This is a genomic window from Labilibaculum sp. (assembly GCF_041595635.1).
Taxonomy (GTDB): domain Bacteria; phylum Bacteroidota; class Bacteroidia; order Bacteroidales; family Marinifilaceae; genus Labilibaculum.
Genome location: NZ_JBFHJW010000004.1, coordinates 26,279 through 44,615 on the forward strand (window position 1 = coordinate 26,279; position 18,337 = coordinate 44,615).

Sequence of the window (18,337 nt, forward strand, 5' to 3'; positions counted from 1 at the left end):
TAAGCTTGAAGAAAAGGAGCAAAACTCTCGCTCTTTTTTCTAAAATTGAAAACGATCAGATAAAATACACATACAATGAAGGTATCATACAAATGGCTGAAAGATTACATTGATATTGATCTAACGCCTGCTGAAATGGATGACATTTTAACTCAAATTGGTTTAGAAGTTGGTGGAATCGAAAAAATTCAATCTATAAAAGGTGGATTGGAAGGTTTACTTATTGGACACGTAAAGACTTGTGTTCCTCATCCCAATTCAGATCATTTGAGCATAACAAGCGTAGATGTAAACGGCGAAGAGTTATTGCCTATTGTTTGTGGAGCAGCCAACATTGCAGCTGGACAAAAAGTTGTGGTTGCTACAGTAGGTACTGTTTTATACGATGGTGACGAAAGCTTTACCATCAAAAAATCAAAAATCAGAGGCGAAGTTTCCCTGGGTATGATTTGTGCCGAAGACGAAATTGGAGTGGGCACCGATCACGAAGGAATTATGGTACTACCCGAAGATGCTACCGTTGGAATGCCTGCAAAAGAATATTTTAAGGTTGAAGACGACATTGTTATTGAAATCGATTTGACTCCAAACCGTGTTGATGGTTCATCGCATATTGGTGTTGCCAGAGATTTGGCTGCTTACCTTAAACAACAAAAAGACATCGATTACAAAATGCCTTCAGTAGAGGATTTTAAAGTAGAAAACAACTCTACACCAATCGAAGTAAGCGTTGAAAAGACAGAAGCCTGTCACCGTTATTCGGGAGTTTGTGTGAGTAATATTACCATTGCAGAATCGCCAGAATGGTTGCAAAATCGATTGAAAGCGATCGGACTAAACCCTATAAACAATGTAGTGGATATCACCAACTACGTGCTGTTTGAAACAGGTCAGCCTTTGCATGCTTTCGATTATTCGAAAATAACCGACAAAAAAGTGATTGTAAAAACACTTGACAAAGGAACTCTGTTCACTACTTTAGACGAGGTAAAACGCGAATTGAACGAAAACGACCTAATGATTTGCAATGCTGAAGCTCCAATGTGTATCGCGGGAGTGTTTGGTGGCCTGGAATCAGGCGTAAGCAATTCGACTACTTCTATCTTTTTGGAAAGTGCTTATTTCGATTCTGTTTATGTACGTAAAACAGCTCGCCGTTATGGTTTAAATACTGATGCATCATTCCGTTTTGAACGTGGTACCGATCCTAACAACACCATTTATGCCATGAAACGTGCAGCTCTTTTGATCAAAGAAATTGCTGGCGGTACTATTTCTTCGGAAGTTGTTGATATCTATCCAAATCCAATTGCTGATTTTAAAGTAGAAGTAAGCGTTGATCGTATCGAACGATTGATTGGAAAAAAGATTGGCAAAGAAACCATCAAGAATATTTTAACTGCTCTTGAAATTGGCATCGAAAAAGAAGATGGTGATACTTTAAACCTTTTGGTTCCTCCTTACCGTGTAGACGTGAAACGTGAGGCTGATATTGTGGAAGAAGTATTGCGTATTTATGGTTTCAATAATGTAGAGGTTCCTGGTAAAGTAAATGCATCATTGAGCTATGCACCAAAACCAGACGAACACAAATTGAAAAATACCATTGCCGATTTGTTAAGCTATAGTGGTTTCAACGAGATAATGAACAATTCGCTGACTAAATCTTCTTATTACGAAGGATTGGAAAGTTTGAAACTAGAGAATACCGTTCGTATTTTCAACCCACTAAGTACCGATTTAAATGCCATGCGCCAGAGTCTTCTTTTTGGAGGATTAGAGTGTATTGCATACAACATCAATCGTAAAAATGCAGATTTAAAATTCTACGAATTTGGAAAATCATACCAACACTTTATAAATCCGGAAAACGAAAACCCAGTAGACAACTACTTCGAAAAAGATCACTTGGGCGTTTTTATTTGTGGAAACAAAGCTAGTACTAACTGGAATCTGAAAGAAGAACCAAGCAACTTCTTCCACCTAAAAGCTTACACTGAAAATGTGCTGAATCGTTTGGGATTCCAAATTGAGAAATTACGAATTAATGAAACCGAAAACGACCAATTTACCGAGGGCTTAAGCTATGGCGTGAAGAAAAAGGTATTGGTAGAAGTTGGAATGGTAAGCGGTAAAATTTTGAAAGCAATGAACATTGATGTTCCAGTTTTTTACGCTGATTTCGACTGGGAGATGCTAATTAACGAAGCTAGTAAAAACAAAGTTGCCTACACCGAAATTCCTAAATATCCTGCCGTCAAACGTGATTTGGCTTTACTTATTGACAAGACAACAAGCTTTTCTGAAATTAAAACCATCGCTTTTAACTGCGAAAAGAAACTATTACAATCAGTTTCTTTGTTTGATGTTTACGAAGGAGAAAAACTAGGTGCGGATAAAAAATCATACGCTGTAAGTTTTATTCTTCAGGATACTGAAAAAACCTTAAACGATAAGCAAATTGATAAAATTATGCAAAAATTGATCAAAAGCTACCAAAAACAATTGGGAGCTGAACTCAGATAAATTGATCTTAACCTATATTAACGAAAACCGATTCCTCAGGGAGTCGGTTTTTTTTTGTCTCCTTTACACTTTTTCCTATCACCTACAATCCTTTACACGTTAACATTTGTTTAACGCACTGGGGGTCAGAGATAGAGGAATATTTCTGTATTTTGCAGCCTTTTATTTACAAATTTAAATACATACAAATGGCAATACGAAGTTTTGGAGAATACGTAGAAGGAATCAACTATAAGGTTTTAAACGAAAGAGAAGTGCGCGCCACAGCGGGTCTTCTATTTTTTACGGTTCTTGTAACTATGATAGCAGCTGTATTTTTTAAAAAATACGGCCCAATTCCTTACGTTTCAGGATTCATTCTATTCAACTTTATCATCAGTGTATTTATTAACCCTAAATACGCTCCAGCTAACTTCTTGGCTCGCCTCATCGTTTTCAAACAGGAGCCCATTTACATTGGTGCAATACAAAAACGATTCGCCTGGAGTTTAGGCATGATCCTTTCATCAGCAGTCTTTATTTTATCAATTCCATTGCAAGGCGATCCTGCAATTTTCGAATCGGTATGTATGCTTTGCCTACTCTGCATGCTACTAATGTTCATCGAAACAGCCTTTGGAATTTGCGTAGGATGTCAGTTTTACTTCCTATCACTAAAACTAAGATTGATGAAACAACCTGAAGTAAAACCCAACTGCATGGGAAATTCCTGCTCCAGATAGGTCTATTAATTTAACACAAAAAAGTCAATTCTTACAGGAATTGACTTTTTTTCGTACAAGGGATTTCTGATTTTACCATTTAAAAATTAATATGTACCTTACAAATAGGCGACCAATTTTTTCTCCAAATTAGGCTATCATTGATATCTTAAATTTTAATGCTTGTTTTTATCGCCCAATAAAATACTTATTTATGGATGGACTATACAACTAAAACAAAAGAAGAACTAATTGCTATCATCACCCAGATGAAAGAACAAAATAAGTCTTCTAAACAGCTATCGGAAAAGAAAAGTAGCCTAAACAAAAAAGCAGAGGAATCATTCTATGAATCGAAAAACATGCTTGAATTGGTTATGGATAGCATTCCTCAGTTTATTTTCTGGAAAGATTGCAATTCGGTATACATAGGTTGCAATGAGAATTTTGCACAAGTTGCCGGACTAAAAGCGGCCAGCGAAATTGTTGGCAAAACAGATTATGATTTGGCTTGGCAAAAGGAAGAAGCTGATTTCTTTGTTAAGGTAGACCAACGGGTTCTGGAAACTGGAAAAGCCGAATATAAAATTATAGAACCACAACTTCACGCAGATGGAAAGCAGGCTTGGTTGAGTACAAATAAAATTCCTATTCGTAACGAGCGGGGCGAAATCATAGGCATTCTGGGGACCTACGAAGACATAACCAAACAAAAGCAGGCTGAATTAGACTTGCAGAAAAAAAATGAAGAGATTGAAAGGCAAAACAAAATCTACCTTCAAATAAACGAAAATCTAAATCAGATAAATCGAGAATTACAGAACGAGAAAAAAAAATCCGAAGAAGGTGAAAAACAACTAAAATTAATCGCAAACAACCTTATTAATGGAATGCTTTATCAGGTGATAAGCATCGATGATGAGAACAGGAAAATCACATACATAAGCGATACCGTTGAAAAGTACTATGGGTGTAGCGTTGAAGATGCCAAAAATGATGCATCCTTAATTTACAAACAAATTCATCCGGAGGATATCGATCAATTTATCAAACTAGAACAAAATGCAATAAAATATATGGTACCGTTTAAAGCTGAAGCCAGAGTATTCAATCCCGATGGCAGCATCAGATGGTCATACTTTGTTTCTAGTCCCAGAATAATTGAAAAATTGGTTTGCTGGGATGGGATTGAAATAGATATCTCCGACAGAAAACAATTAGAAAATGAGCTAACCAAAGCAAAAGAGCAAGCGGAGCAGACCGATCATTTAAAAACGGCATTTCTTCAAAATATGAGTCACGAAATACGTACGCCCATGAATGCGATTATGGGTTTCTCGAGCTTACTAATCGAGAATTTTCACAACAAACAAAAATTGGATCGATTCTCCCAAATTATTAGTCAACGTTGCAACGATCTACTCAAAATCATCAATGACATTCTTGATATTTCGAAAATAGAATCAGGTCAATACACCATACATATCGAAGAATATGATTTAAAAGACCTATATTCAGAACTCAATTTATTTTACAAAGAACACCGAAAACACATCGGGAAAGAACACATCAAACTCCAACTTGGAATACAAAATAAAATAGAAAACACCCTAATCCAAACCGATAAAGTAAAGCTAAAGCAAATATTAATTAACCTGATTAGTAACGCTTTTAAATTTACCGAAGAGGGTTCCATAGAATGCGGTTGCCAATTAAAAAACAAGCAGTTTTTATTTTATGTTACCGACACAGGAATCGGAATTCAGGAAAACAAGCAGAAAACAGTTTTTGAACGTTTTATGCAGGCCGACGCCTCCACAATAGGAGTACACGAAGGAACAGGGCTTGGACTAGCAATTTCAAAAGCATTTGTTACTATTCTGCAGGGTGAAATCTGGCTGGAAAGCAAGCCAGGAAAAGGTAGTACCTTCTATTTCACTTTACCCCGCAAACTGCACACCAAATTGTAATGTTTAAAAAGACCAGATTTCATCATCTCTAATGTCTTGAAAACACCTATTTATATATGTTCTATTTTGTTTACTGAGAGGCTTTTTCTAATTTCGCAAGTCTCCTCACAAAATTGGTTTTATCACCACTCAAACATACGAGCATATGAACCTACTCCTGATCTCTATTGCACCCGTTGCCATTATTTTATTTTACATCTACTATCGCGACAAGTATGAAAAAGAACCAATATCGTTTTTGCTGAAAGGACTTGCAGCAGGCATGATCATTGTTTTTCCAATACTTATTGCAGAACAAACAATAGGCAGCTTGCTTCCCTTTCTTTTTCGTGGTGCAATTGGCACTGCATTTGGCAAGGCATTTTTGGTAGCTGCACTTTGCGAAGAAGCCTTTAAGTTATTAGCCCTTTACCTGCTAATTTGGAGAAATAGAAACTTTAACGAACGTTTTGATGGGATTGTATATGCCGTTTTTGTTTCACTCGGATTTGCTTTGGTGGAGAACGTTTTATATGTTTTTTCGAATGGAATGGGTACGGGTATTGCAAGAGCTTTTACCGCCGTTCCAGCGCATGCTATGTTCGGAATCATGATGGGCTACTATTTGGGACTGGCAAAATTTTCACCTAATCATAGTAATAAAGGACTAATGTTTCAATTGGCATTCCTTGTTCCTTTTTTCATTCATGGTATTTACGATTTTATTTTAATGGTGAATATCCCTTGGGTATTGATCTTTTTCTTTCCATTTATCATTTATCTGATGAAAAAAACAAATGCTAAAATGACCGAGCTTTCTGATAAATCAATCTTCAGAAACCGATCGAAATAATCCATTTGAAATAAAAATCCCAAACAAAAAAACCTTCCTTTTCCTCTTTTAACAGAGAAAAGAAAGGTTTTTATATTTCACATCAAGTAAACTATAATTGTTTTCTAAACTGTTCCTGTTCGAATCCATTTCGCCCAATCGTCACGATGATTCTGTTCTGCAAGAGAAGCTGCTTCCTCAAAATCGTACTCCACAGAGATTCGATTCAGCTTCAACGAATCATGCGATTTTTTCATCACCACATAATTCGAATTTGGCTTGTGATTCTCCATTTTGTGGTAAATAGGAAGCTCATCGTCATAGGCTGGTAAGCCAACACTACCTGGATTCACAATTACTTTTTTAGCTGTTCGAACTATTTTTGATACATGACTATGCCCACAACATACAATTCCTTGCTTAATATGACTCAGCAAAGCATCAAGCTCCTCTTTATTCTTAGTACTCACCTTATCGGCTACCAACTGTTCCAACAAATAAACCGAATCGCTGTGTGGACTTGCATGACAACAGTAGATTTCATCGTTTACTGATTGATCAGATGCCAAAGATTGTAACCAGTGAAGCATATTTTCATCCAACTGCGATTTCACATACTCCAAGGTGATATAGTCTGATTTAGCATCCCAATTTTCCACGATCAAGCGATCCTGATTTCCAGAAATACTCTGAATACTATTATTCACTATCAACTCATATGTTCCTTTAGGATCGAGAGGACCATATAAGCTATCACCTAAATTAATAATGGTCGTAATTCCTCTTTCCTTAATATCTTTCAACACCTCTTGTAAGGCAAATGAATTCCCATGAATATCCGATACAACGGCTATTTCTTGTCCTACAATCTCTTTCATACAATGGTCTAGATGGTTTAAGAAATTACTATGCAAAAGGATTCTGATATTTGATTAGATTCAGCAAATTATGTCTTAGACACCTTACTCGTCGCCCGACATTTTATGAGTTTTCAACCATTCTTCTCCTTTTTTATCCATAAAGAAATCCATCCACACATAATACATCACTTCCTCTTTTTCAACTGAAACAGAATGACTCGATCCTACTGGAATGTGTAGTAAAGAATATTCTGGAAAATTGACTTTAGCTTCATCTGCATACACCATGGTATGATTATCGGATAAACCTAAAAACAACTGCTCTAACATAGGGTGTTCGTGTGGAGCGACTCTATCTGGGCCTTTGGTTTGAACAGTTCCCATAGCCACACGAGGAATGTATTTGTTTGGCAAAATGGTTCTACTTACCGTATTTGGGCTTTTAATAGCTTCTGTGTACGATTCGCAATCGGTGAATTTTTTATAGTACACATTCTGCGTATTTTCGGTAGGAAACTCTTTTAAATCTAAAAGATCTTGCGCTGTTAATTGGCTTGATATTTTCAAGTAACACAAAGTATCCTCTGCAGCTGTTTTTACGCTAATCTCATTCAAATGATTAGGTAACAAAATTGTTTCAGGTACAATGTCATAATTTTTATCCTCAGCCACTACCGTACCTTTTCCCTTATAAAACAAATAGACTGTTTTGCATCCTTTTTCGGTTCTATCAATTATCGCATCCTCACCCGTTAAGGCAATTAACTCTACATCTACTCCACTAATCTCATTTTCAAGAATCAGTTTTGAATATTTATGACTGTCTTCTTGAAAATCTGTAGTAAGATTTACAATGGGTATTTCCTGAGCCTGTGTTCCAACACTAAATAAAAAAGCAAAAAGTAAAAGTGAAAACCCTTTCTTCACACTTGAGAAAATAGCTTTATTTGCTGAAAAAGCACAACTATTTTTTAATCTAGCAAAAATGTTCATAATTCTATTTTTAATTAATTACGGCTTGTTTTAAATTGCTCATAAATAGTTTGGGCCTCCTACTATGAACCATTTTTATTGCGCTAAAGATAATAATTAATCAACTAAAACCGTAGCTATTTCCTCACGATAAACTTATAGATATCAAAACGTTCCACCAGTTAGACTGGTTTATTTTCAACCAAAAGAATCAACAGTGTGCAGAATAATGCGCTGCATTTACCAATTCGCGATATTTGGCAACTACCGCTTTAAAATCTTCCCAAACAGGACGTTTTAAAGTCGGATTTCGCAACAATGCTGAGGGATGGTAAGTAGGCATTACCATTCGATCTTTCCACTTGATCCATTGTCCTCGCACTTGAGTAATTTTGGCATTTGGATCGATCAATCCTTTCAAAGCAGTTGCTCCCAATAAGATGATAATTTTAGGATCGACACGTTCTATTTGCTGATACAAATAAGTCAGACAGACCTCTTTTTCAATTTCAATAGGTGCTCGATTGTTCGGTGGACGACATTTTACAATATTACTGATATAAACATGTTCATCTCTACTAAAACAACACGCTGCCAATACCTTGTCTAAAAGCTCACCTGATTTTCCTTGAAATACAGTTCCACTTTGATCCTCGTAATAACCAGGCCCTTCTGCTATGATCATGATCTCTGCATCCAGATTTCCATTTCCGAATACAGCTTTGGTTCTTGTTTTGTGCAAAGGACACTTCGTACAGCTTTCTACTTCCTGTTTTAACTGTTCCATATTGGTCATGATAAGTGCCTTATCTTATTTCGTTTGCAATTTGCATATTCGAAGCTACAAAACAATAATAATTTAACAAACCAATACGAAAAATATATTAATTCACATCACAGACAACAAGGTTAAATACGAACTCTTATGCATTATATTCTTCAGCTTTACTTCCAGATTATGGAACTTCTGTTACTTTCTCACTTTTGGTGTTCCGTAATGGATCGCAAACTGCAGAAACCAATATAAACTACACAAAATACTCATTTGTAAATCGTAGGATTGGTTTGTCAAGTCGGTACTTTACCTATCGCCAATTCTCTTAATTGTTTCTACAATGCTCAAAATAACTATATTTACCGGCATCTGTAAAAAAAATAATAATTTGAACAATCTAAAATGACGGTTTGGCGAAACATTGCATCTCGATATAAAAAAGGAACAATACAAACTGGCAGAGTTATAAAAGTGCTAGAATATGCTTGTTATGTTGAAATTGAAAAAGGAATTTTGGGCCTGTTACACCTAAAAGATATGGCCTGGATCACGAGCAATTTAAAACCCAGCGACCTTGTTAGCTGTAAGGATACAATAGAAGTTATGATTTTGAATGTGGACGAAGATAAGCAGTTAATAAGCTTAGGCTTGAAACAATGCAAGAACAATCCCTGGAAAGGAATTTCAACTCGTTATCCGGAAGGAAAACGGGTAAAAGGCCTGGTAAGCAAAGTAATCGATTATGGCTGTATTGTCCATATCGATAAAGATATAGAGGGATTGGTTCAGGTTTCGGATATGCATTGGACCGATCGAAATATGCATCCTTCCAAAATCGTAACTGTGGGAGATGCAATAGAGGTTATGGTATTGGATGTTCAGGAAGAAAAATACAGAATATCGCTGGGCATAAAACAATGTCAGCCAAACCCCTGGGAACAATTTGCAGAAAAGTATCAGCTAAACGATCACATTACTGGCATTGTTGATTCATTTACTCATTTTGGTATTATTCTAAAACTCGAAGGTGACCTCTCAGCACTTGTTCACACATCTGATTTACCGGAGGAATCTGAGCAACTAGAAAAGGGAGAACCACTTAAAGTAAGAATAGTAAGTATCGATACAGAAAGGGAACGAATAGGTTTGAAGGCAAACTAAAGAATAGTAAGCAAAAAAAGGAGACAAAACCAGCCTCCTTTTTTTGATGTTTTACTCTTAACTACTTAACAACCAGCTCATATTTCAGCCTTAGCTCTTTCTTTTTTTCCTCATCTAACGATTTCATATAGCCTTTCCATCCCGGACAAAAATTAATGTGCCATCGCCAGAATCTACCGATTAAAGATTTAGGGGAACGATCATACTTCGCACGCATGGGACACTCTTCACAATTGTGTTTTTTCATGATATTGGGGTTTTAAGTTTGTTTATATCTTATTCCATTTGACTTTCAAAATAATTAATCCAAAGAAGGTGTTTGTCCATATACAAACTTGCCTTTAAAATACTTTTGCTGCATCATAGATGCCAAGTGTGACAATTTAAATAAACAATTTACAAAAATTTAAAATTTCATTCTGAACCCTTTTCATCAGAATGCTAGCAACAGGAATTCTTGGTATGGTTTTTATTTTTAATTTTATATGTAGAACCTAACAATTCGAGGACTAAAATATCTCTAGCAAATTAAATGGAACAGTATAATTCATCTCAAAAATACTCAAACCCAATTATTCTTTTCGATGGGGTCTGTAATTTATGCGATAAATCGGTACAATTTCTGCTGACCTACAACCGCAAAGAAAACCTCCATTTTGCATCATTACAATCTACTTTTGCCAAAAATTTGCTTCAGAAAGAAAATGTGCAGTTTCAAGATTTGAGCACTGTTATCTATATCGAAAATGGGAAAGCTTACACCAAAAGTGCTGCAATATTCGAGGTTTCGAAGCATCTTATTTACCCCTGGAAAGCCATTCATTACTTTTCTTTTATTCCTAAGCGCATTACCGATTGGCTTTACGAACTCATTGCTAAAAACCGCTACAATTGGTTTGGGCGTAAAAATGAATGTATACTTCCCAAGTCGGAATGGCAAGACCGTTTTCACGGACAAGGGCACAAAAAAAGCCAGAATTTTTAAAAATTCCGGCTTATCTATATCTTAACTTAAGAATTAGTCTCCAAAACAGATTCCAACACCTTTAGCTGTTTTTACCAAATTGGCTTTTGGATCAACAAGGTTTTGTTGTCCGATAGCTTCAGGAAGAGGAACACCAACAACCTGTGGATGACGATAAGCTACCATCTGACCAAATTTACCTTCCAATACCATTTCGAAAGCTTTAACTCCAAACTGAGTTGCCAAAACACGATCGTAAGCAACAGGAATACCACCACGTTGCAAGTGACCTAAAACTGTAGTACGAATATCAGCTTCAACACCAGCCGCTTTTAATTCTACAGCAAGACGATCGGCAGCACCACTTAATTTCAAGTTAGGATTTCCCACTTCTGTACTCTCGGCAGCTAAAGCAGCTCCACCTTTAGGCATAGCACCTTCAGCAACAACAATAATCCCAAAACCTTTTCCTTTCAAGAAACGAGTGTCTAATTTCTCCTTCACTTTTTTCACATCGTAAGGAATTTCAGGAATCAAACAAGCTTCAGCTCCACCAGCAATAGCAGCACTTAAAGCAATCCATCCCGCATCACGTCCCATTGCTTCCAATACAAAAACACGATTGTGCGACGCTGCAGTAGTTTTCAACTTATCAACTGCTTCAGTACAAATTTGTACAGCGGTTTGGTAACCGAAAGTAAAATCGGTAGCCGAAAGATCATTATCAATGGTCTTAGGCACCCCAATAATATTCAATCCTTTTTCATACAAAGCTTGAGAAATTTTCTGTGAACCATCACCACCAATGCTGATTACGGCATCAATTCCCAAATATTGTAACTTGCGAATCATCTCATCAGAACGATCAGCAGATCCCCAAGAACCATCCTTGTTTTTTACTGGCCATGCAAATGGACCTCCTTTGGTGGTTGTACCAATCATAGTACCACCTTGATAATGTATCCCTTTAACAGCAGCATCATCTAATATTTTTATTTCAGTTGGTTCTTTCAAAATACCATCGAAAGACTGAATACTTCCTACAACTTCCCAATCTTTTTCTTGAGCGGCACGTTTTACAACGGCACGAATCACGGCATTTAACCCGGGGCAATCACCACCTCCGGTTGCAACTAATACTCTTTTCATATTTGTCAATTTAATATATTTCAATCAATTTGCTTGGCTAGCGCGGCTAAAGTAAAAATATTTTTCCAAACTCGAACAAACAATTTCACAACCAACAGATTGCAATCGATTCCGCATTCATTTTTTATAATGATTTTGAATTATTAATTTAGTCCAGCCTTCAAAAACAAGAACAAGTTAGCAACTTAATTTCTAATAAGTGCACTCAAGTTCTCTTTTACACCAATTAAAACGATCTAAAAATGGAAATTGTTCTCAAGAAATCAAACATCACAAAACTTCAGGTTGATGCAATTGTTAATGCCGCAAACAAGAGTCTTTTAGGTGGCGGCGGTGTTGATGGAGCGATTCATAGAGCGGCAGGTGCAGAACTGCTAAAAGAATGCAAAACTATGAATGGCTGTGCTACTGGCGAAGCAAAAGTAAGCAAAGGATATCAACTCCCAGCTAAATTCATAATTCACACTGTTGGTCCTATTTGGAATGGAGGTCAACAAAACGAAAGTGAATTGTTAAAAAATTGCTATAGAAATAGCATTCGTTTGGCAGAAAACTTACAGCTGAAAAGCATTGCTTTTCCAAATATAAGCACAGGTGTTTATGCCTTCCCAAAACAAGAGGCAGCCCAAATTGCAATTGAAACCATTAAGCAGGAAGCCAAACACCTTCAATCAATTCGTAAGATTATTTTTTGTGTTTTCGATGAAGAAAATTTTCAAATTTATAAGCAACTAATTTAGATCGAAATATCTTCTTCTACAACTTCGGGATAAATCCATTTCTTGTATTTCCCCCAATTGAGCATTTGAGTATGCCCTTTTTGTTCCAGAAAATCGATCACAGTCTGCGATTTTAAGCTTAAATCACAGTAAATAATCAGTTGGGTTCCTAAAGGTATTTTTGAATGCCATTTTTCAACCTCATCATAAGGAAAGTTCTTTGCTGTTGGAATATGATCCATAACATAATATTCCTCTTCTCGAACATCCAGAATCCAAATGTCCTCTTCCGGATTTTGCGTTAAATTCATTAGATCTTCCACATTGCTGTATTTCTTTAGTGCACTACCAGCAGTCGTAACATAACCTGCATAATCAGGAGTATGAAAAAAATACCAATAGATTCCAAAAATAATTGCAAAAGTAGATAAAATCAGAAGAAACATAGTTATGCTATATAAAATTATCAAAAAAAAAAGATCTCCTAACAAAGAGATCCTATCTATATTAAATTTAAAACATTTAACGTTTCATAGTAGCAATAAAAGTATCTTCATCAAGGAAAAAATCCAAAGCGTCGTTAACCGAAGGTACAATAACATCAACATGATCGATAATATCTTTATGAATACCTTCACTTTGAAGTGTAGCTACAGAAACCAAAGACTGCACAAACAATCCAATATCAATACGAGCATTTCCAATAGCGGCAACATTTCGTGAGCCTAAAGAAAGCAAAATATCTTCCTTCGCTCTTGAATTATTAGCCTCATAGTAGGTGATTCCGATAGAACCAGCCAATTCTCTTGCGCCCCCTCGCTGATCAGAAGAAATCATAACTACATTTACGCCTAAAGATTGTAACCGATTAATTCGTTCCATTACACCTGATACAAGCTCACCTTTAATGGTTAAAGTTCCATTTGAATCAACAACCAATGTATCAATTTCGATCGTACCAACACCTGACACCTTATATTTTAAACTCATAGTTTATTGTTTTACAATTAGCGTAACAAAATAGTATTTTTTGTGGAAAGCAAAAAAGCTTTAAAACATATTTTCAAGTCAATAAACAATTCATGTAGTTAACATCACAAGGTATAACTAAGACCTACCGACACATTTTCCTTGAATTGAATCTTAGAAGATGTATCATCATCGGAAATTAAATAAAGTGATATTTTTGTAGATATATATTGATTAACAGGCATTTCCAAAGACATTTCCCAATCGACATCCACATTTTTGGGTCGTAATGCATAATTGGAATATAGAGTTAATTCATTGCTCAACTTCATATCATCCCAAAAGGTAACACTATGAGTTACACCCACATAAGATCCAATCTCTTTTTTGATTTTTTTATCCTCATCAACACCATAATCAGTCTGATCGATAACACTAGTATCGCTTACAATTGTATATTTAAGTGCTATGGGTGAAAGCAGAATTGAAAAGTTATTATTAGGTTTATAATCCATACCAACCGACCCGATGATATAAGCCGGTGCAAAAAAATTAGAGATTAGCTCTCGTCCATCATCATCGGAATAATCATAACCTTTGAACATCTGCGTTTTCAGAGTAAACAAAGCTGAATAGTACCAATTTTTAACCGCTTTTTGAGCGTATTTTGAAGTCAGTTTAATTTCATCTTCATTTTTCTGAAAAGAATCCCCACCTGATTTCAACAATCCATACTTAAGAGTAAATGCATTGTCCCAGCTAGAATCCCCTTTTTTATAATTAGCAGAAGTACTTATTGTTGAAATTGTCGCAATTGAACTCTCACCACTACCCGACCAGCTATCACTTACATGTCCTTGATTAAAGGAAAAACCAAAGGTAGATCCTAAAGTCCAAACCTGAGAGTAGCGATTGTAACTCTGCAAAGCAGCCAACTTGTATTGATCAGCAGAAATCTTCTTTTCTATTTTCATGCGACTTGACCGCACTTTTGATTTCTGCACCGATTGCTGATACACATCATCATCAACAAGAATACGAATAGATCGATCGCTTGTATTTTGCACCCAAATTCCAATAGAATCGCGCCTATTTTTTTTCAGCCAAAATCGTTTAAAATCCTGCTTCCCATTATTGATCCAAAAATTAATTGAATCATTCTGATAATTTTTCACACCCAATAAAACCGAATCTCTACTAATTTCTCGAATCCATTGATTTACAGGATCATTTTCCACATAATTATATAATTCTTGCAAAGCGGTTGCCTTCCATCCCTCATCGACATCCAGCTCTTCTGGCTGATTTAGATCAGGTTGATAGCTAAGAATTTTTTCCAATGCGATCCTCTTTTTCACTTCTCGAAGCGCCTCTTCTGTTTTCCTTGTTTCAATGTAATCCTTCAAGTAAAAAACCATATCTCGAATGCTATCATTTTCAACGTACTGAAGAAGAGTATTCACCGCATCTTTTACAGAATCGGTCTGATGACCTTTATTCTCGAAATCTAAATTCAATTCACGAACAATAAACTTAAACCCGACATTATCGAGGTGATGCAATGGATCAGGGAGTAATTTCAGAGTTGTATCATTAGAAAAATATCGAATTGAATCATTTACATTTTGTTTAATGGAATTAATCGAATCCTGCAATTTTGAGTGCTCTGGATAAACGGCATCTTTTTTTATTTTATTTTGGGAAAATGCACAAAATGGAAAACTAAAAATTAGTAGGGCACATATAAATCGAATCATAAAGGGATGATCTTAACGTTTTTGAATTACTAGATTTAACTAAAGGGATTTCATTTTCGACAAACAAGTAAATTTAGAAAGACAAATTTGTTGAAATTATTTCTAATTAAAAAAAATCCAACTGATGAAATACACTATACAATTCAACTTCTTTCTCGCAATAATATTGCCAATAGCTAAGCAAACGATTTCACAAAAAAGATATTGTCCTTTCTATTGAAAAAAAAAATTTTTACATTTGAACCATAGTAGAAAACAGATAAAAATGGAAACAATACATTATTTTCCAATGCTGACACAAAAAATCTACCTCAATATTAAAAATAGAGACGAGTTCCAATTCTAAACTCATCTGGTACATTCTGTCCAAAAACCTACCTACAAAAATAAATACAAGGAAAACTAATTTGGGATAATTGCATCCCATAATTACTTGCACCTTACATTTTAACAAGAACAACATTATGAAATTACCATTTGCAGAATCATATAAAATCAAGATGGTGGAAACCATCAAAAAAAGCACACGCGAAGAAAGAGAAGTTTGGCTAAAAGAAGCCAATTACAATCTATTCAACCTAAAAAGTGACCAGGTATTTATTGACTTACTAACTGATTCAGGAACAGGAGCAATGAGTGACAAGCAATGGTCAGAAATGATGCTAGGCGATGAAAGTTACGCTGGAGCACGCTCCTATTACAACATGAAATCTGCTATAAAAAACATATTAGGTTTCGATCATTTCTTGCCAACCCACCAAGGACGTGCCGCTGAAAATGTATTGTTCTCGGTTTTGATAAAAGAGGGCAATATTGTTCCAGGAAATTCACATTTCGACACCACTAAGGGACACATTGAATTTAGAAAAGCAAAAGCCGTTGACTGCACTATTAATGAAGCTTTCGATACAGTAATCGATCATCCTTTTAAAGGAAATATTGATCTTATAAAATTAGAATCTGTTCTTTCTACCTATCCTAAAGAACAAATTCCCATGATTATTATTACGGTTACTTGCAATTCATCGGGAGGTCAACCCGTTTCAATGCAAAATATTAAAGCCGTAAAAAAATTAGCTAGCAAGTATAGAATTCCCCTTTGCTTTGATTCAGCACGTTTTGCAGAGAATGCTTACTTCATAAAAACCCGAGAAAAAGGTTATCAAGACAAAACCATTAAAGAAATTGTATTAGAAATGTATTCCTACGCCGATATGGCTACCATGAGTTCTAAAAAAGATGCCATCGTAAACATGGGAGGTTTCATTGCAATGAAAAGTAAAAAACTTTGGAAAGAAGCATCTACTTTTAACATCATGTTTGAGGGATACATAACCTATGGAGGCATGTCGGGGCGTGATATGAATGCCCTGGCTCAAGGCCTTGATGAAGGAACTGAATTTGAATACCTTCAAACTCGAATTAAACAAGTAGAATACCTGGGCGGTAGGTTGGTTGAATTTGGAATCCCATTTCAGAAACCTATTGGTGGTCATGCTATTTTTGTCGATGCAAAAAAAATATTGAATCACATTCCCAAAGAAGAATATCAGGCACAAACTTTAGCCTGTGAATTGTATTTAGAGGCAGGAATAAGAGGTGTTGAAATTGGAACCATACTAGCCGACAGAGACCCTGAAACCCGGGAAAACCGTTACCCTTCACTTGAATTACTTCGCTTGGCAATTCCTCGAAGAACCTACACCAACAATCATATGGATGTAGTTGCTGTGGCTCTTAAAAATGTTTTCGATCGCCGACTTGAAATTAAACATGGATTTAAAATTGTTAACGAAGCACCAATCATGAGACACTTTACGGTTCAGCTAGAAAAAATAGACTAGTTACACATTCATTTTTCAAAAAACTCCTGCTATAGGGAGTTTTTTGCTTTTACCTATAAAATAGCCCGACTTTTTCGAAGGATCCTAGAATCAGCCCATTTCAAAAACAATTGGAATACATACAAATTAAATCTCAGCTTACTAACAAAGAAAAGAATGTAAGTCTCTAAACTATTAGATTTCAAATCCTCAAAACACACTTACTATTTTCATTCTAAATCACACAATAGTATACTGCTATAAAATGAGAAAGACTCCCTGCAAAAACAAACAAATGCCATATAAAATGATTGAATGGCACTTTTTCCCACACATAAAAGATTACTCCCAACATGTAAAAAACACCACCCAAAATAATCCATTGTAAACACAAAGCAGGTAATGACGAGCTAAACTCATTAAAGTTAAAAACAAGGATCCATGCCATAAACAGATACAAAAGAAGTGAGATCCAACGATATCGGCCAATTAAAAAAATCTTATAAAAAACACCAACAACTACCAATCCCCAAAGAATCATCAGGTAAACATGCCCAACTAGATTGTCCATATAAATAACAAGAAAAGGAGTATAGGTACCTGCTATCATAAAAAAGATGCTGATATGATCCAATTTTCGAAACAACTTACGATTTGGACTGTCCATCAAGTAATGGTAAACAGAAGAGGAAACATAAAGCAAATTAAAAGCAAAAACAAATAGTAGGCAGGCAATAAAACCATGTAAACTTTGTGTTTCGTAAGCCACCCCGAGCAAGTATATGCCCGCAGGAATACCAAAAAGAAAACCAAAACCATGCGAAAGCCAATTGGCAAGCTCATGAGTGGTTTCCTGATTGGATAAAAATCTTTTTTTTTCATTCACAGCCCAACTCGATAAAAGTAATATCCATTTCATAAAAACATCTTTAAAAGTCAATCCTTTATTCATCCAAAAGAATAAAGACAAATTTCACGAAAAGATCCGATCTCTCAAAAAATAATAACTGTGCAATTTACATTCATTTAAAATAGAATCTGAAACCATAGTATCACCTATGAAAGTAGGTCCATAAAAATTAGTATACCAAGAAAATCAATTACGATTTATCACTTAAATACAGCATTATGTATTTTCATATTTATATATTGTACCTAATAAACATCTTACTATATACAA

General features: G+C 35.5%; 16 protein-coding genes. 8 read left to right on the forward strand and 8 right to left on the reverse strand.

What is annotated here, in order from left to right:
- Positions 1-75: 75 nt before the first annotated feature.
- From pheT to ABYT26_RS02125, 4 genes are all read left to right on the forward strand, one after another.
- Positions 76-2,526, forward strand: coding sequence for a phenylalanine--tRNA ligase subunit beta (pheT, locus tag ABYT26_RS02110; protein ID WP_372751232.1), 2,451 nt, complete (start codon positions 76-78; stop codon positions 2,524-2,526).
- 188 nt (positions 2,527-2,714) lie between these two features.
- Positions 2,715-3,248 (forward strand): DUF4395 domain-containing protein, encoded by a 534-nt coding sequence (locus tag ABYT26_RS02115; protein WP_372751233.1) that lies wholly within the window; start codon positions 2,715-2,717, stop codon positions 3,246-3,248.
- A 197-nt stretch (positions 3,249-3,445) separates the two neighbouring features.
- A complete protein-coding gene (locus ABYT26_RS02120) occupies positions 3,446-5,197 on the forward strand; it encodes an ATP-binding protein (RefSeq protein WP_372751234.1) in 1,752 nt (583 codons plus the stop codon).
- Between the two features lie 145 nt (positions 5,198-5,342).
- Positions 5,343-6,029, forward strand: coding sequence for a PrsW family glutamic-type intramembrane protease (locus tag ABYT26_RS02125; RefSeq protein ID WP_372751235.1), 687 nt, complete (start codon positions 5,343-5,345; stop codon positions 6,027-6,029).
- Positions 6,030-6,133: 104 nt separating this feature from the next.
- On the opposite strand, the gene ABYT26_RS02130 is transcribed toward ABYT26_RS02125, so the two are convergent.
- The 3 genes from ABYT26_RS02130 to ABYT26_RS02140 form a co-directional block, all read right to left on the reverse strand.
- On the reverse strand, positions 6,134-6,886 hold the full coding sequence (locus ABYT26_RS02130) for a metallophosphoesterase (protein WP_372751236.1): 753 nt from the start codon (positions 6,884-6,886) through the stop codon (positions 6,134-6,136).
- An 84-nt stretch (positions 6,887-6,970) separates the two neighbouring features.
- Positions 6,971-7,861, reverse strand: coding sequence for a cupin domain-containing protein (locus ABYT26_RS02135; RefSeq protein ID WP_372751237.1), 891 nt, complete (start codon positions 7,859-7,861; stop codon positions 6,971-6,973).
- A 190-nt stretch (positions 7,862-8,051) separates the two neighbouring features.
- A complete protein-coding gene (locus tag ABYT26_RS02140; protein ID WP_372751238.1) occupies positions 8,052-8,627 on the reverse strand; it encodes a uracil-DNA glycosylase family protein in 576 nt (191 codons plus the stop codon).
- A gap of 390 nt (positions 8,628-9,017) precedes the next feature.
- Between ABYT26_RS02140 and ABYT26_RS02145 the strand changes: the two genes are divergently transcribed.
- On the forward strand, positions 9,018-9,776 hold the full coding sequence (locus ABYT26_RS02145; protein ID WP_372751239.1) for a S1 RNA-binding domain-containing protein: 759 nt from the start codon (positions 9,018-9,020) through the stop codon (positions 9,774-9,776).
- A gap of 532 nt (positions 9,777-10,308) precedes the next feature.
- Positions 10,309-10,761: a thiol-disulfide oxidoreductase DCC family protein gene (locus tag ABYT26_RS02150; protein ID WP_372751240.1), complete on the forward strand. Its 453-nt coding sequence runs from the start codon at positions 10,309-10,311 to the stop codon at positions 10,759-10,761.
- Between the two features lie 33 nt (positions 10,762-10,794).
- Here ABYT26_RS02150 and ABYT26_RS02155 read toward each other — a convergent pair whose 3' ends face one another.
- A complete protein-coding gene (locus ABYT26_RS02155; RefSeq protein WP_372751241.1) occupies positions 10,795-11,889 on the reverse strand; it encodes a 6-phosphofructokinase in 1,095 nt (364 codons plus the stop codon).
- Between the two features lie 242 nt (positions 11,890-12,131).
- Between ABYT26_RS02155 and ABYT26_RS02160 the strand changes: the two genes are divergently transcribed.
- Positions 12,132-12,629 carry an O-acetyl-ADP-ribose deacetylase gene (locus ABYT26_RS02160; RefSeq protein ID WP_372751242.1) on the forward strand — a complete coding sequence of 166 codons (498 nt, stop codon included), beginning with the start codon at positions 12,132-12,134 and terminating at the stop codon, positions 12,627-12,629.
- On the opposite strand, the gene ABYT26_RS02165 is transcribed toward ABYT26_RS02160, so the two are convergent.
- The 3 genes from ABYT26_RS02165 to ABYT26_RS02175 all read right to left on the reverse strand — a co-directional run bounded on the left by ABYT26_RS02165 (position 12,626) and on the right by ABYT26_RS02175 (position 15,334).
- On the reverse strand, positions 12,626-13,054 hold the full coding sequence (locus tag ABYT26_RS02165) for a rhodanese-like domain-containing protein (RefSeq protein ID WP_372751243.1): 429 nt from the start codon (positions 13,052-13,054) through the stop codon (positions 12,626-12,628). The two genes, ABYT26_RS02160 and ABYT26_RS02165, sit on opposite strands and share 4 nt — an antisense overlap.
- A gap of 76 nt (positions 13,055-13,130) precedes the next feature.
- The gene (locus ABYT26_RS02170; protein ID WP_372751244.1) at positions 13,131-13,598 is read right to left on the reverse strand and encodes a hypothetical protein; all 468 of its coding nucleotides are present in this window, start codon (positions 13,596-13,598) and stop codon (positions 13,131-13,133) included.
- A 104-nt stretch (positions 13,599-13,702) separates the two neighbouring features.
- Positions 13,703-15,334: a DUF3078 domain-containing protein gene (locus ABYT26_RS02175; RefSeq protein ID WP_372751245.1), complete on the reverse strand. Its 1,632-nt coding sequence runs from the start codon at positions 15,332-15,334 to the stop codon at positions 13,703-13,705.
- Positions 15,335-15,798: 464 nt separating this feature from the next.
- Between ABYT26_RS02175 and ABYT26_RS02180 the strand changes: the two genes are divergently transcribed.
- Positions 15,799-17,178, forward strand: a complete 1,380-nt coding sequence (locus tag ABYT26_RS02180) for a tryptophanase (protein ID WP_372751246.1) — start codon at positions 15,799-15,801, stop codon at positions 17,176-17,178.
- A gap of 214 nt (positions 17,179-17,392) precedes the next feature.
- Here the strand turns inward: ABYT26_RS02180 and ABYT26_RS02185 are convergent, their stop codons facing one another.
- The gene (locus ABYT26_RS02185) at positions 17,393-18,076 is read right to left on the reverse strand and encodes a hemolysin III family protein (RefSeq protein WP_372751247.1); all 684 of its coding nucleotides are present in this window, start codon (positions 18,074-18,076) and stop codon (positions 17,393-17,395) included.
- Positions 18,077-18,337 lie beyond the last annotated feature (261 nt).